Consider the following 13,181-nt stretch of genomic DNA (forward strand, 5'->3'; position numbering starts at 1 on the left):
ACGCGGGACAGCCGACAGGGAGCAGCGGCATGAGCATCTTCACCATCGGCGACGGACCGGTCGACCTTGCCTTCCTCGCGCGGGCCTCCGCGCCGGAAGCGCGGCTGGCGCTCGATCCGGCGGCGCGGGCGCGGGTGGCGGCGGCACGGGCGATCGTCGACCGCTATGCCGAAGGCGACGAGCCGATCTACGGCCTCAACACCGGCCTTGGCGGCAATCTCGGCTTCCGCCTGTCGCGCGAGGAGATCGATGCCTTCCAGGTCCAGGTAGTGCGCGGCCGCTGCATCGGCATGGGCGAGCCTTTCGGGGAGACCGTCTCGCGGGCGATGTTCCTCTGCCGCATCATCGGCCTCACCACCGGCGGCGCCGGCATCTCTCCGGCGGTGCTCGATGCGGTGATGGCGATGTACGATGCCGGGCTGACGCCGGTGATCCCCGGCCGCGGCTCGATCGGCGGCGGCGATCTTGGCCTATGCGCCCACATGGCTGCGGCGGTGATCGGCCTCGGCGAATTCTGGGTCGGCGGCATCCGTACGCCCGCCACTGACGCGCTGGCGGCCGCGGGACTCGCGCCAGCCGTGCTCGGGCCGAAGGACGGGCTCGGCCTCCTCAACAGCAGCGCGCCGGCCGCCGCCTACGGCGGGGCGGTTCTGCGCGATCTTGCCGACGTCGTGCTCCTGTCCAGCGTCACTGCCGGGCTGTCGTTCGAGGGCTATGCCGGCAATCCCGCGATCTTCGACCCCCGGCTCGCCGCCGCCCGTCCGGCAGCGGGACAAGCGCGGGCAGCCGCGGTGTTCCGGGCGATCCTCGCCGGCAGCGCTCTCGGCGAACCCGGCGCCGCACGCAAGATCCAGGACGCGCTGAGCTTTCGCGTGCTGTCGCAGATCACCGGGCCGATGCTGGCGAGCCTCAAGACGGCGGTCATCGCCGTCGAGACCGAGATCAACGGCGCACCGGACAACCCGCTGGTGCTGGTCGAGGAAGGGCTGATTCTCTCGTCGGGGAATTTCCACACGCCGTCGATCGCGCTCGCCTTCGATACGGCGGCGATCGCGATGACGCATTTGGCGACCGCCAGCTTCTATCGCACGACCAAGCTCATGAACCCGGCGCTGTCGGGCCTGCCGAAATACCTGTCGCCGGTCGGCGGGGCATCGAACGGGCTGAACTCGCTGCAGAAGACGGCGGCCGCCCTCCACGCCGAGATCCGCCTGAAGGCCATGCCCGCCAGCCTCGATGCGCTGCCGGTGTCGGAGGGCGTCGAGGACCACGCGCCGCACACCCACCTCGCCATCCGCAAGCTGGAAGAGCAGCTGGTGCTGTTCCGCCTGCTGATGGCAATCGAGGCACTGACGGCGGCGCAGGCCGTCGACCTCCGCGGTTTGCCGCAGCTGGCGCCGGCGACGCAGGCACTGTTCGCGGCAATCCGGGACGTGGTGCCGGTGATGACGGAGGACCGGGGGCCCGGACGCGATGCCGAGGCGGTCGCCGCGGTGCTGAGCGAGCCGGCGCTGCTGGTCGCGCTCTGCGCCGCAATCCGGCCGGGCGCCGGCGGCGCGCTGGCGGTGCTCGCCGGCAGCTGACGCGGCCGGTTCAAGCCTGCGACGGCGCGAAACGGGCGAGCACCTCGTGGCCGTCGCCGGGATAGGTCAGGCGGACGAAGGTGACGGGCCTGTCGGTGCGCCAGGTCCGGCGCTCGATCGACAGGCACGGCGTGCCGACGGCGATGCCGAGCGCCTCGGCCGCCGCCTTGTCGGCCCCGATGGCGCGGATCTTGTGCTCGGCCATGGTCCACGGCACTTCCGCGACCAGCCAGGCGCCGGGCGAAAGCGTGGTGAAATCGGCCGCAGCCGCGTCCGGCACGACGTCGAGATTGATCAGCCGGTCCTCGACGCAGAACGGCTGATCGGCGGCGAAATGGCGGCAGACGATATCCAGCATTTCCGCCGGCGCCCGCAACTCCAGCCGGGACGCATCGAGCCGGGTGCTGGGGCGGCGGTGCGCGTGGGTGATCTCGAAGCGGTAGGGAAGGCCAAGCGCCTCGACCTCCTTGCCGATGTCGATGATCTCCAGCACCGCGGAGTAGGATTGCGGCCGCCGCACAAAGCTGCCGGCCTTGCGCCGCCGCTCGATCAGCCCGGCGGCGGCGAGCTGCGTCATCACCTTGTTGACGGTCATCCGCGAGCAGCCGTAGTGGACGGCAAGGTCCTGCTCGAACGGGATCTGCCGGCCGGGCGGCCATTCCGCCGAGAGGATCCGGCCCTCGATATCGGCGAGAATGCGCTGGTGCAGCGATTCCGGCTTCGGTTTGTCGGCGGTGACCTCGGCGGCGGTCATGTCGATGCTGCGGCGTCCATGGCGCATTCCTTCCTCGGCACTGTCCTGTCGGGCTCGCTGGAGACGCGCCTCACAGGAGCGTCGCCGCGCCCCTGTCCAGATAGGTTTCGAGGAACTGCTGGAGGCGGGGATGCTGCGGCTTGGAGAACACGTCCTGCGGCGTGCCGTTGAGGAGGAGCTTGCCGTGGTCGAGGAAGGCGATGCGCTGCCCGACGGAAGCGGCAAAGCCGATCTCGTGCGTGACGACGACCATGGTCATCCCGTCCGCGGCGAGCGCCCGCATGACGTTCAACACCTCGCCGGTGAGCTCGGGGTCGAGCGAGGAGGTCGGCTCGTCGAAGAGGAGGATGCGCGGCTGCAGCGTCAGCGCGCGGGCGATGGCGACGCGCTGCTGCTGGCCGCCGGAGAGCTGCGAGGGGAGATGATGGGCGCGGTTTTCGAGGCCGACCTTCCTCAGCTGCTCCATGCCGCGCTCCTCTGCATCCCGGCGGGCCATTTTCTGCACCGTCACCAGGGCCTCGCAGACATTGCCGAGCGCTGTCATGTGCGGCCAGAGATTGAACTGCTGAAACACCATGCCGATCTGCGAGCGCACCGAGCGCACGTTCTGCGCCGGCAGCTTCACCCGCTTGCCCCCCGTCCCTTCGGAGAAGCCCAGCGGCTGGCCGTGCACGGTGATGAAGCCGGACGTCGCCTCCTCGAGGAAGGCGATGCAGCGCAGGAGCGTGCTCTTGCCGGAGCCGGACGGGCCGATCAGGCAGGTCGTCGCGCCCTCGGCTATCTCGAGGTCGATGCCATGCAGCACCTCGGTCTCGCCATAGCGCTTGCTGAGGTTCGCGACGGAGACGGCGGGACCGGCCACGGCACCGGCGGCGGAAGGGGCGGGGGTCATGAATGCGCGAACCTGAATTTGGACAGTCGGCTTTCCGCCAGCCGCCCGAGGGCGCCGGTGATCTCGACAAGGGCCCAGTAGAAGAGGGCGAGCAGGAACAGCGCCTCGACGAAGGCATATTGCTGCGAGCCGATGGCGGAGATCACCATGGTCATCTCCGGGACGGTGATGATCGAGAGGACCGCGGTCTCCTTGATCAGGATGATGGCAAGGTTCACCAGCTGCGGCAGGACGAGCACCGTCATCTCCGGCACCAGGATGCGGCGCAGGATCTGCATCTGGCTGAGGCCGACGCATTCGGCCGCCTCGACATGGCCTTTCGGCACCGCCTTGAAGCCGGCGCGGAAGATTTCGCTGAAATAGGCGGCGCCGTAGACGGTGAGGCCGAGCAGGCCGCAGGGGATCGGGTCGAGCGAGATGCCGATGAAAGGCCCGCCGAAATAGAGCAGGAACAGCTGCACCAGGAAGGGCGTGCCGCGGAACACGTCGACATAGGCCTTCAGCAGCCAGTCGAGCGGCCGCGGCCCGAAACGGCGCAGCGCCGCCACGACGAAGCCGAGCATCAGGCCGAGAAAGGTGGAGACGAGCCAGAGGCCGATGGTGACCGAAAGGCCGGCAAGGATCGCCGGCATCTCTTGGCCGATCAAGGCGACGTCGAGGGTCATGCGCGCTCCGTCCGCAGGCGGCGTTCGAGAGCCAGGCCGCCCGAGGAGACCACCCAGTTGATCAGGAAGTAGAAGGCGCCGGCGACGGCGTAATAGAGCAGCGGCTTGTAGGTGCTGGCGGAGAGGTTCTGCGCCATGCGCGTCAGCTCGATTACGCCGACCACCGAGATCAGCGAGGACGCCTTGAGGATCAGGATCGCCTCGTTGACGAGGGCCGGCAGCGTCAGGCGGATGGCGATCGGGGCGCGGATGCGGCGCAGCTGCTGCGCCGGCGACAGGCCGACCATTTCGGCCGCCTCGAGCAGGCCCCGCGGCACGCTGTTGAAGCCGCCGCGCAGGTTCTCGGCTTGATAGGCGGCGGTGCAGAGCGACATGCCGACGATCGCCGCGACGACGCTCGGCACGGAAAGGCCGAGCAGCGGGAGAAGATTGTAGATCAGCAGCAGCTGCACCAGCATCGGCACGCCGCGGAAGAAGCTGATGAAGACAGTCGCGGGCACACTGAGCCAGCGGCTGGCGGAGAGCTTCGCTGCACAGACGCCGATGCCGATCACCAGGCCGATGGCGATCGAGACGAAGCTGATGACGACGGTGTAGCCGGCGGCCCAGAGCATCAGCTCGAACAGTTTTGCGGGCATGCGCCTACGACCCTCTCGCTCGGTCGGTCAGAAAAAAGGGCCGCACGGGAAAGCCCGCGCGGCCCTGCAGCGATGATCAGAGGGCGGGAGTGGGTACTTCGTTCGGCGTGTCGAACGCGGTGCCGAACCACTTCTCCTGGGCGGTCTTCATCCGGCCGTCGCCCTTGATCTTGACCAGCGCGGCCTGCACTGCGTCGAGGAGGGCCGCGTCTTCCGGCTTCTTGGTGCCGATGAAGCCGAAATAGGTCTTGGTGCCGAAGGAGGGCAGGACGACCTCGAACGTGTCGGGCTTCTGGCTCGCGACATAGGCAATGTTCGGCAGCGAGTTGGCAACGGCGGCGATGCGGCCGGTGGCGAGATCGGCATAGGCCTCGTTGAAGCCGACATATTCGCGCGTCTCGACGCCGCCGGGCAGCGTCGCGCCGAAGGTCTTGACCTGCTCCAGCTGCGAGGTCGCCTTGCCGGCGCCGACCAGCTTGCCGGCGATGTCTTCCGGCTTCATCACCGCCGTGTTGCCCTTCTGCTTCAGCAGCGCGACGGTCGCCTCGGCGATCGGCGACAGGAAGCGGAAGGTCTCCGAGCGCTTCTTGGTGATGGTGGCGGGGCCCGCGACCATGTCGAACTGGCCGGCCTCGAGTGCCGGGAAGACGCCGTCCCACGGCAGCTCAACCCATTCGATCTTGACGCCGAGCTCCTTGCCGATCTCCTCGAACAGGTCGACGTTGAGGCCGGCATGCTCGCCCGCCTCGTCGATGAAGTCGAACGGCGCGAAGGCGGTCTCGGTGCCGACCTTCATCACGCCAGCGGCCTTGACCCGCGCCAGCGCATCCTCGGCCTGTGCCGAGACCGCCGGCAGCGAGAGGGCCAGCGACAGGCCGAGCACGGCTTTCATCAGGAAGCGTTTGTTCATGGCGGTCTCCGGTGTTGCGCGGACCGCACAGCGGCCAGGCGATCGGGCGAAGGGATGGGTTGATTAAGCCTAGACATAACAAGCGGGGCTGACCGGCGATGTCAATCATTGAGCAGATGGAAAAACGCGAAAAATTTCATCAGCGGTTTGGGGTGGCCAAGGCTCCTCGGACCATTCTCGGCTTTTCAGTTTCGTCATCCTCGCGCTTTTGCGCGGGGACCCATGGCTTCGCTTTCGTAGTCTGGTCCCGCTTAATTTGATGCGGCGGCATGGATCCTCGGGGCTAAAGCCCCGTGGATGACGAAATCCAACGCAGCTTTATGAGAACCTTTGAGGTTCGCATCGATCAGTGCCGCGCCGCCAGCGCTTGCGTCGTCGCCTTGAAGCGGCGGTAGATCGCGTTGCGGTCGCGGTGGCGGCCGCCCTCGACCTGCTGGATGCCGGCGACCCAGACGGCGTCGACGGCGGGGCGCGAGGCGCCGAAGATCCAGGCGTCTAGGATCTGGTCGCCTTGCCGGCCGAGGAGGGCGGGATGGTCGGCATCGAGGGCGACGAGGTCGGCGGCGGCCCCGACGCGAAGGCCCGCCGGGCCGGCGCCGAGCGCCGTTGCTCCGCCGGCGAGAGCTACGTCGAAGAGCGCCCGGCCGGTGGAGCCGCCCGGCGCGGCAAGGACGTTGCGGCGGCGCTGATCGAGCCGGAGGGAATATTCCAGCTGGCGCAGCTCGTCGGCGACGCCGATCAGCACGTTGGAATCCGAGCCGACACCGTACCGGCCGCCGGCGGCGAGAAAGTCGCTGGCGCGGAATGTGCCGTCGCCGAGATTGGCCTCGGTGACCGGGCAGAGGCCGGCGACAGCCCCCGTCGCGGCCATGCCGCGGGCCTCGGCCTCGGTCATGTGCGTGGCGTGGATGAGGCACCAGCGACGGTCGATGCTGGCGTGGGCGAGCAGCCATTCGACCGGGCGCTGGCCGGACCAGGCGAGGCAGTCCTCGACCTCCTTCTCTTGCTCGGCGATGTGGATGTGGAAGGGATCGTTCGGGCGAAGGCGGGCGACGTCGTCCAGCTCCTCGGGCGTGACGGCGCGCAGGCTGTGCGCGGCGACGCCCAGCACCGACGTCGGCAAGGATTTCAGCGCCGCGGTGCAGCCGTCGAGTAGGCGGGCGAAGCCATCGAGGCCGTTGACGAAGCGGCGCTGGCCCTCGTTCGGCGCGGCGCCGCCGAAACCGGAATGGGCGTAGAAGACCGGCAGCAGGGTCAGGCCGATGCCGGTGGCGGACGCGGCCGCGGCGATCGACGACGCCATCTCGGCGATGTCGGCATAGGGGCGGCCGTCGGTGTCGTGGTGGAGGTAGTGGAACTCGCCGACGCGGGCAAAGCCCGCCTCCAGCATCTCGACATAGAGCTGGGCGGCGACGGCCGCGACGTCGTCCGGCGTCATCGACAGCGCGAAGCGGTACATCGTCTCGCGCCAACTCCAGAAGCTGTCGACGCCCGGGCCACGGCTTTCGGCAAGCCCCGCCATCCCGCGCTGGAAGGCGTGGCTGTGGAGGTTCGGCATGGCCGGCACGAGGATGGAATGGCGCGCGTCGCCGGCTTCGGGCGCGGTGCCGACGGTGACGGCGGTGATGCGGCCATCGGCGATCACGAGGCGGACATCGGCTTTCCAGCCCTCGGGGAGAAGGGCATGCTCGGCATGGATCGTCGTCATCGAAGGTCCTTTCCCGCGGCGTCGCGGCTTGCGTGCAGGCATAATATGTCTATACATGATCGCAGGCGAGACATTTTTGAGCGAGTGTTCCCCATGCCGAACGATCAGGCAAATGCGGCCTCCCGGCGCCGCCTCTGGCGCAATGCCCGGCTGGCGACGATGGCGGGGCAAGGCCTCGGCCTCGTCGAGGACGGCGCGCTGGCGACCGAGGGCGAGCGCATCCTCTACGCCGGGCCGGCGGCGGTCCTGCCGGCTGACATGGTCGAGGGTGCCGAGGTCGTCGACGCCGAGGGGCGCTGGATCACGCCGGGCCTGATCGACTGCCACACCCACCTAGTCTATGCCGGCGACCGCGCGCGCGAGTTCGAGCAGCGGCTGGCCGGCGCGAGCTACGAGGAAGTGGCGCGGGCCGGGGGCGGCATCGTCTCCTCGGTGAAGGCGGTGCGCGCGGCGTCCGAGGACGAGATCGTCCGGCAGTCGTTGCGCCGGCTAGATGCGCTTCTGGCGGAAGGCGTCACCACCGCCGAGGTGAAGTCCGGCTACGGCCTTGATCTTGCGAACGAGCAGAAGCTCTTGCGAGCGGCGCGAAGGCTCGGGCAGGAGCGGCCGGTCGACATCCGCACCACCTTCCTCGGCGCGCACGCGCTGCCGCACGAGGCGGGAGGCGACAAGGCGGCCTATATCGATGCCGTCTGCGCCATGCTGCCGGCGATCGCGGCCGAGGGCCTCGCCGATGCCGTCGACGGATTCTGCGAGGGCATCGCGTTCTCGCCCGAGGAAATGGAGAGGGTCTTCACCGCCGCAACGGCGCTCGACCTGCCGGTCAAGCTGCATGCCGACCAGCTGTCCAACCTCCACGGTGCGGCGCTCGCCGCCCGCTTCAAGGCGCTGTCGGCCGATCACCTCGAATATACCGACGACGCCGGCGCCATCGCCATGGCCGCGGCCGGCACCGTCGCGGTGCTGCTGCCCGGCGCCTACTACTTCATCCGCGAGACGAAGTTGCCCCCGCTCGGCCTGTTCCGCCAGCACGGCGTTGCGATCGCGCTGGCGACGGACAGCAATCCCGGCACCTCGCCGCTGACCTCGCTGCTCCTGACGATGAATCTCGCCGCCACGCTGTTCCGCATGACCGTCGAAGAGTGCCTTGCCGGCGTCACCCGCGAAGCCGCCAAGGCGCTGGGGCTGCAGCACGAGACCGGCACGCTGGAGGCCGGCAAGCGCGCCGACTTCTGCCTCTGGGACATCGAGCGGCCGGCCGAGCTCGTCTACCGCATGGGCTTCAACCCGCTTCATCAACGCATCTGGAGAGGCCAGTGACCGACATCGTTCTGAAGCCCGGTGCCGCAACCCTCGACGACTGGCGGGCGATCTACCGCGGCGCCGTGCCGCGGCTCGACCCGGCCTGCATGCCCGCGGTTGAAGCTTCGGCCGCCGCGGTGGCGCGGATCCTCGCCCGCGGCGAGCCGGTCTATGGCATCAATACCGGTTTCGGAAAGCTCGCCAGCGTGCGCATCGGCGATCACGAGCTCGAAACGCTCCAACGCAACATCGTGCTGTCTCATGCCGCCGGCATCGGCGCGGCGATGCCGGTGCCGATCGCCCGGCTGATGATGGCGCTGAAGCTCGCCTCGCTGGCGCAAGGGGCGTCCGGCGTCCAGCCGGCGACGATCGCGCTCCTCGAGGCGCTGCTGGTCAAGGGCCTGACGCCGGTGGTGCCGTGCCAGGGCTCGGTCGGTGCCTCCGGCGACCTTGCGCCGCTCTCGCACATGACGGCGGCGATGATCGGCGTCGGCTCCTTCATCGTCGGCGGCGTGGAGGTCGAGGCGATTAAGGCGCTCGCCGAAGCCGGTCTGAAGCCGCTGGTGCTCGGCGCCAAGGAGGGGCTGGCGCTGCTCAACGGCACGCAGTTCTCCACCGCCAACGCGCTGGCCGGCCTGTTCGCGGCGGAACTCCTGTTCCGCTCGGCGCTGGTCACCGGGGCGCTGTCGACCGATGCCGCGCGCGGCTCCGACACGCCGTTCGACCCGCGCATCCACGCCTTGCGCGGCCACCGCGGGCAGATCGAGACGGCGGCGACGCTGCGCGCCCTGATGGACGGCTCGGCGATCCGCGCGGCGCACCGTACCGACGATCCGCGGGTGCAGGATCCTTATTGCCTGCGCTGCCAGCCGCAGGTGATGGGCGCCGCGCTCGACGTTCTCAGGCAGGCCGCGACGATGCTGGCGATCGAGGCGAACGGCGTCTCCGACAACCCGCTGATCTTCGCCGACACCGACGAGGCGCTGTCCGGCGGCAATTTCCACGCCGAGCCGGTGGCCTTTGCCGCCGACATGATCGCGCTCGCCATCTGCGAGATCGGCTCGATCGCCGAGCGGCGCATCGCCATGCTGGTCGACCCCGCGCTGTCGGGCCTGCCGGCCTTCCTGACGCCGAAGCCCGGCCTCAACTCCGGCTTCATGATCCCGCAGGTCACCGCCGCGGCGCTGGTCTCGGAGAACAAGCAGCAGGCCTACCCCGCCAGCGTCGACTCGATCCCGACCTCCGCCAACCAGGAGGACCACGTCTCGATGGCCGCGCACGGCGCGCGACGGCTGCCGGGCATGGCGGAGAACGCGTTCGGCGTCATCGCCATCGAGCTGCTCGCCGCCGCGCAAGGCTGCGACCTCGGCGGCACGCTGACGTCGAGCGTTCCGCTGGAGGCGGCGCGCGCGCTGATCCGGGCGCGGGTGCCGCGGCTCGACGACGACCGGCATTTCCACCCCGACATTGCGGCGGCCCTCGACATCGTGCGCAGCGGCGCGCTGGCCGAGGCCGTCGCGCCGATGGCGCTGCCTTCCGTCGACCCGCGCGCCTGATCGCACCACCGTTCCGCCCGCCTGAGCCCAAGGATCGCCCGATGACCCGCATCGACAACACCCGCACCATCCGCGCCGACCACGGCAGCACGCTCACCGCCAAGAGCTGGCTGACCGAGGCGCCGCTGCGCATGCTGATGAACAATCTCGATCCCGACGTCGCCGAGAACCCGCAGGAGCTCGTCGTCTACGGCGGCATCGGCCGGGCGGCACGAACCTGGGATGATTTCGACAGGATCGTCGCGGCGCTGCGGGCGCTGGAGGCGGACGAGACGCTGCTCGTCCAGTCCGGCAAGCCGGTCGGCGTGTTCCGCACCCATGCGGATGCGCCCCGCGTCCTGATCGCCAATTCCAACCTCGTGCCGCAATGGGCGACCTGGGACCATTTTAACGAGCTGGATCAGAAGGGGCTGGCCATGTACGGCCAGATGACCGCCGGCTCCTGGATCTACATCGGCACGCAGGGCATCGTGCAAGGCACCTACGAGACCTTCGTCGAGGCCGGCCGACAGCACTATGGCGGCAGCCTGAAGGGCAAATGGATCCTCACCGGCGGCCTCGGCGGCATGGGCGGCGCGCAGCCGCTCGCCGCCGTCATGGCCGGCGCCTGCTGCTTGGCCGTCGAGTGCGACGAGACCCGCATCGATTTCCGCCTGCGCACCCGATACGTCGACGCGAAGGCCCAGACGCTCGACGAGGCGCTGGCGATGATCGACCAGTGGACGAAGGCCGGCGAGGCGAAGTCGGTCGGGCTCGTTGGCAATGCGGCGGAAATCTTCCCGGAGCTGGTCAAGCGGATGAAGCAAGGCGGCCCGCGCCCCGACATCGTCACCGACCAGACCTCGGCGCACGATCCGCGCAACGGCTACCTGCCGGTCGGCTGGACGGTCGAGCATGCGAAGGCGGCGCGCGAAAGCGATCCGAAGTCGGTGGAGGTGGCCGCGCGCGCCTCGATGCGGACCCATGTCGAGGCGATGGTCGCCTTCTGGGACGCGGGCGTCCCGACGCTCGATTACGGCAACAATATCCGCCAGGTCGCCAAGGACGAGGGCTTGGAAAACGCCTTCGCCTTTCCGGGCTTCGTGCCGGCCTATATCCGCCCGTTGTTCTGCCGCGGCATCGGCCCGTTCCGCTGGGCGGCTCTCTCCGGCGATCCGGAGGACATTTACAAGACCGACGCCAAGGTGAAGGAGCTGCTGCCTGACAATGCGCACCTCCACCGCTGGCTCGACATGGCGCGCGAGCGCATCGCCTTCCAGGGCCTGCCGGCGCGGATCTGCTGGGTCGGCCTCGGCGACCGCCACAAGCTCGGCCTCGCCTTCAACGAGATGGTGCGCTCGGGCGAGCTGAAGGCGCCGGTGGTCATCGGCCGCGATCACCTCGACTCCGGCTCGGTCGCCTCGCCGAACCGCGAAACCGAGGCGATGAAGGACGGCTCGGATGCCGTCTCCGACTGGCCGCTGCTGAATGCGCTGCTCAACACCGCCTCGGGGGCCACCTGGGTGTCGCTGCACCATGGCGGCGGCGTCGGCATGGGGTTCTCGCAGCATTCGGGCATGGTGATCGTCGCCGACGGCACCGACGACGCGGCGCGCCGCCTCGAGCGCGTTCTGTGGAACGACCCGGCGACGGGCGTCATGCGCCATGCCGATGCCGGCTACGAGACCGCGCTCGATTGCGCCCGCGAGATGCAGCTGAACCTGCCGGGCATCCTCGGCTGAGCGGGGAGGGCGCGGGCATGCGGCATCTGAAGGCCGGCGGGCATCGTGTGATGCCGTGGAAGAACGGCCTCGGCTCAACCACCGAGATCGCCGTGTATCCGCCGGGCGCCGGCATCGAGGATTTTGGCTGGCGGGTGAGCATGGCCCGCGTCGCCGCGGACGGTCCGTTCTCGGGCTTTCCCGGCATCGACCGGACGCTCAGCCTCCTTGAGGGAGACGGCCTGATGCTTTTCGTCGGCGATGCGCCCGGCCAGTCGCTGACGCAGGACTCGGCGCCCTTCGCCTTTCCCGCCGACGTACCGACCTCGGCCGACCTCCTGGGCGGGCCGATTACCGATCTCAACGTGATGACGCGGCGGGGCGTCTTCCGGCACAGTGTCGAGCGGCTGGTGGTGGAAGGCGAGCGGGTGGTCTCGGCGGCCTCTGCGATTGTGCTGGTCTATACCACCGCCCAGCTGCATCTGTCGGCGAGCGGGACCGAAATGGATCTTTCTGACGGCGACGCGGTGCTGATCGAGGGCGGAAGGCAGCTGACGCTTGCCGCTGCCGCAAGCGCAACCGTCTACATCATCGGCATCGCGGAGGCTGGCTAAGCGCTTTCGGCCGAAGCTGTGACGGGGCATTACGGGGTCACCCTTGGCTGGGGCAAAATTGGACACCACGTAACCAGAGGCCCTATGTTCGCGGTACCGGCCGAAGGGGCACGACATGAGCAGCCGCAAAACAGGCAACACTCCCGCTCTCCAGAGCTCGAAGACATGCGGCATCAGCGCGACCGAGTCCGCCAGCGCCCGTGGAGGGGCAGACGTCTCCGCTGCAAAGGTCACCGTGGACCCGGCAGCGGTATCCGACAAGACCGCTCTCGCCTTAAACGGAAACGCACGTCAACCGACCATCGCCGACCGACAGGCTGCCCTAGAGGTCGCGAAGCGGATCATGCAAGAGAATGAAGATGTCCTCGCCGCCCTTGCCAAGTAGATTTGGCCACCGGCTTCGTCTTCCTTGATATCCGAACCATCATTGACATCCACGACATCGAGAGCCGTCATCGCGGAACGGTTGAGGGCATCCGCGATATCGGCCTGCTGGAGTCTGCGGTCGCCCGCGCGCAGGCGCACGCAACCTATGCCGAAGTGGTCACGCCCTTCTCCATTTCCGCAAGCCTCGCATATGGCATTGCAAGAAATCATCCTTTCATCGATGGCAACAAACGGACCAGCTTTACCGCAGCGCTGACCGTTCTGGCTTTAAATGGCTACGAATTGCGCTGCTCTGTTGATATGAAGATCAGCATGTGGCGACGTTTGGCCAAAGGGGGCGTCCGCGAAGACACGCTCGCCGAATGGCTGGAGAAGCATTGCAGCGAAGCGTCTTAAGGTGGCGCTCCCATCCATGCCTACGGAGCCTTCCGCATCGTTCTTCTGCCAGTGCCCAAAAAGCGCCGCCGTGATC

13 protein-coding genes are annotated in these 13,181 nt (G+C 68.6%); 7 read left to right on the forward strand and 6 right to left on the reverse strand.

The features are described from left to right. Positions 1–29 precede the first annotated feature (29 nt). Complete coding sequence (locus ACZLZY_RS16525; RefSeq protein ID WP_472935299.1) at positions 30–1,583, forward strand: HAL/PAL/TAL family ammonia-lyase; 1,554 nt, start codon at positions 30–32, stop codon at positions 1,581–1,583. A 10-nt stretch (positions 1,584–1,593) separates the two neighbouring features. Here the strand turns inward: ACZLZY_RS16525 and hutC are convergent, their stop codons facing one another. The 6 genes from hutC to ACZLZY_RS16555 form a co-directional block, all read right to left on the reverse strand. Beyond that, positions 1,594–2,337 (reverse strand): histidine utilization transcriptional repressor HutC, encoded by a 744-nt coding sequence (hutC, locus tag ACZLZY_RS16530; RefSeq protein WP_472935377.1) that lies wholly within the window; start codon positions 2,335–2,337, stop codon positions 1,594–1,596. Positions 2,338–2,407: 70 nt separating this feature from the next. Further along, complete coding sequence (locus tag ACZLZY_RS16535) at positions 2,408–3,199, reverse strand: amino acid ABC transporter ATP-binding protein (RefSeq protein ID WP_472935378.1); 792 nt, start codon at positions 3,197–3,199, stop codon at positions 2,408–2,410. Positions 3,200–3,225: 26 nt separating this feature from the next. Then, complete coding sequence (locus tag ACZLZY_RS16540; RefSeq protein ID WP_472935300.1) at positions 3,226–3,894, reverse strand: amino acid ABC transporter permease; 669 nt, start codon at positions 3,892–3,894, stop codon at positions 3,226–3,228. After that, entirely contained in the window at positions 3,891–4,532 is a 642-nt protein-coding gene (locus tag ACZLZY_RS16545) for an amino acid ABC transporter permease (RefSeq protein ID WP_472935301.1), read from the reverse strand. The genes ACZLZY_RS16540 and ACZLZY_RS16545 overlap by 4 nt, the downstream gene beginning before the upstream one ends. A gap of 76 nt (positions 4,533–4,608) precedes the next feature. Further along, positions 4,609–5,424, reverse strand: a complete 816-nt coding sequence (locus ACZLZY_RS16550; protein ID WP_472935379.1) for a transporter substrate-binding domain-containing protein — start codon at positions 5,422–5,424, stop codon at positions 4,609–4,611. A gap of 364 nt (positions 5,425–5,788) precedes the next feature. Continuing rightward, on the reverse strand, positions 5,789–7,150 hold the full coding sequence (locus tag ACZLZY_RS16555; protein WP_472935302.1) for a formimidoylglutamate deiminase: 1,362 nt from the start codon (positions 7,148–7,150) through the stop codon (positions 5,789–5,791). A 93-nt stretch (positions 7,151–7,243) separates the two neighbouring features. On the opposite strand from ACZLZY_RS16555, the gene hutI reads away from it, so the two are divergent. The 6 genes from hutI (at position 7,244) to ACZLZY_RS16585 (ending at position 13,105) form a co-directional block, all read left to right on the forward strand. Next, positions 7,244–8,470 carry an imidazolonepropionase gene (hutI, locus tag ACZLZY_RS16560; protein ID WP_472935303.1) on the forward strand — a complete coding sequence of 409 codons (1,227 nt, stop codon included), beginning with the start codon at positions 7,244–7,246 and terminating at the stop codon, positions 8,468–8,470. Next, positions 8,467–10,008 (forward strand): histidine ammonia-lyase, encoded by a 1,542-nt coding sequence (gene hutH, locus ACZLZY_RS16565; protein WP_472935304.1) that lies wholly within the window; start codon positions 8,467–8,469, stop codon positions 10,006–10,008. The genes hutI and hutH overlap by 4 nt, the downstream gene beginning before the upstream one ends. Positions 10,009–10,049: 41 nt before the next feature. Beyond that, the gene (hutU, locus tag ACZLZY_RS16570) at positions 10,050–11,729 is read left to right on the forward strand and encodes a urocanate hydratase (RefSeq protein WP_472935305.1); all 1,680 of its coding nucleotides are present in this window, start codon (positions 10,050–10,052) and stop codon (positions 11,727–11,729) included. Between the two features lie 17 nt (positions 11,730–11,746). Continuing rightward, positions 11,747–12,322, forward strand: coding sequence for a HutD/Ves family protein (locus ACZLZY_RS16575; protein WP_472935306.1), 576 nt, complete (start codon positions 11,747–11,749; stop codon positions 12,320–12,322). 115 nt (positions 12,323–12,437) lie between these two features. Next, the gene (locus tag ACZLZY_RS16580) at positions 12,438–12,707 is read left to right on the forward strand and encodes a hypothetical protein (protein ID WP_472935307.1); all 270 of its coding nucleotides are present in this window, start codon (positions 12,438–12,440) and stop codon (positions 12,705–12,707) included. A 2-nt stretch (positions 12,708–12,709) separates the two neighbouring features. Next, a complete protein-coding gene (locus tag ACZLZY_RS16585) occupies positions 12,710–13,105 on the forward strand; it encodes a type II toxin-antitoxin system death-on-curing family toxin (protein ID WP_472935308.1) in 396 nt (131 codons plus the stop codon). Positions 13,106–13,181: the final 76 nt, after the last annotated feature.

Source organism: Mesocryomonas lacus (assembly GCF_055730135.2).

What these genes read in the sequence shown, in the direction of transcription:
- ACZLZY_RS16540 (WP_472935300.1), bottom strand. Translation starts at nt 3,894, where the DNA reads ATGACCCTCGACGTCGCCTTGATCGGCCAAGAGATGCCGGCGATCCTT.
- ACZLZY_RS16575 (WP_472935306.1), top strand. Translation starts at nt 11,747, where the DNA reads ATGCGGCATCTGAAGGCCGGCGGGCATCGTGTGATGCCGTGGAAGAAC.
- ACZLZY_RS16525 (WP_472935299.1), top strand. Translation starts at nt 30, where the DNA reads ATGAGCATCTTCACCATCGGCGACGGACCGGTCGACCTTGCCTTCCTC.
- ACZLZY_RS16555 (WP_472935302.1), bottom strand. Translation starts at nt 7,150, where the DNA reads ATGACGACGATCCATGCCGAGCATGCCCTTCTCCCCGAGGGCTGGAAA.
- hutU (WP_472935305.1), top strand. Translation starts at nt 10,050, where the DNA reads ATGACCCGCATCGACAACACCCGCACCATCCGCGCCGACCACGGCAGC.
- hutC (WP_472935377.1), bottom strand. Translation starts at nt 2,337, where the DNA reads ATGACCGCCGCCGAGGTCACCGCCGACAAACCGAAGCCGGAATCGCTG.
- ACZLZY_RS16545 (WP_472935301.1), bottom strand. Translation starts at nt 4,532, where the DNA reads ATGCCCGCAAAACTGTTCGAGCTGATGCTCTGGGCCGCCGGCTACACC.
- hutI (WP_472935303.1), top strand. Translation starts at nt 7,244, where the DNA reads ATGCCGAACGATCAGGCAAATGCGGCCTCCCGGCGCCGCCTCTGGCGC.
- ACZLZY_RS16580 (WP_472935307.1), top strand. Translation starts at nt 12,438, where the DNA reads ATGAGCAGCCGCAAAACAGGCAACACTCCCGCTCTCCAGAGCTCGAAG.
- ACZLZY_RS16550 (WP_472935379.1), bottom strand. Translation starts at nt 5,424, where the DNA reads ATGAAAGCCGTGCTCGGCCTGTCGCTGGCCCTCTCGCTGCCGGCGGTC.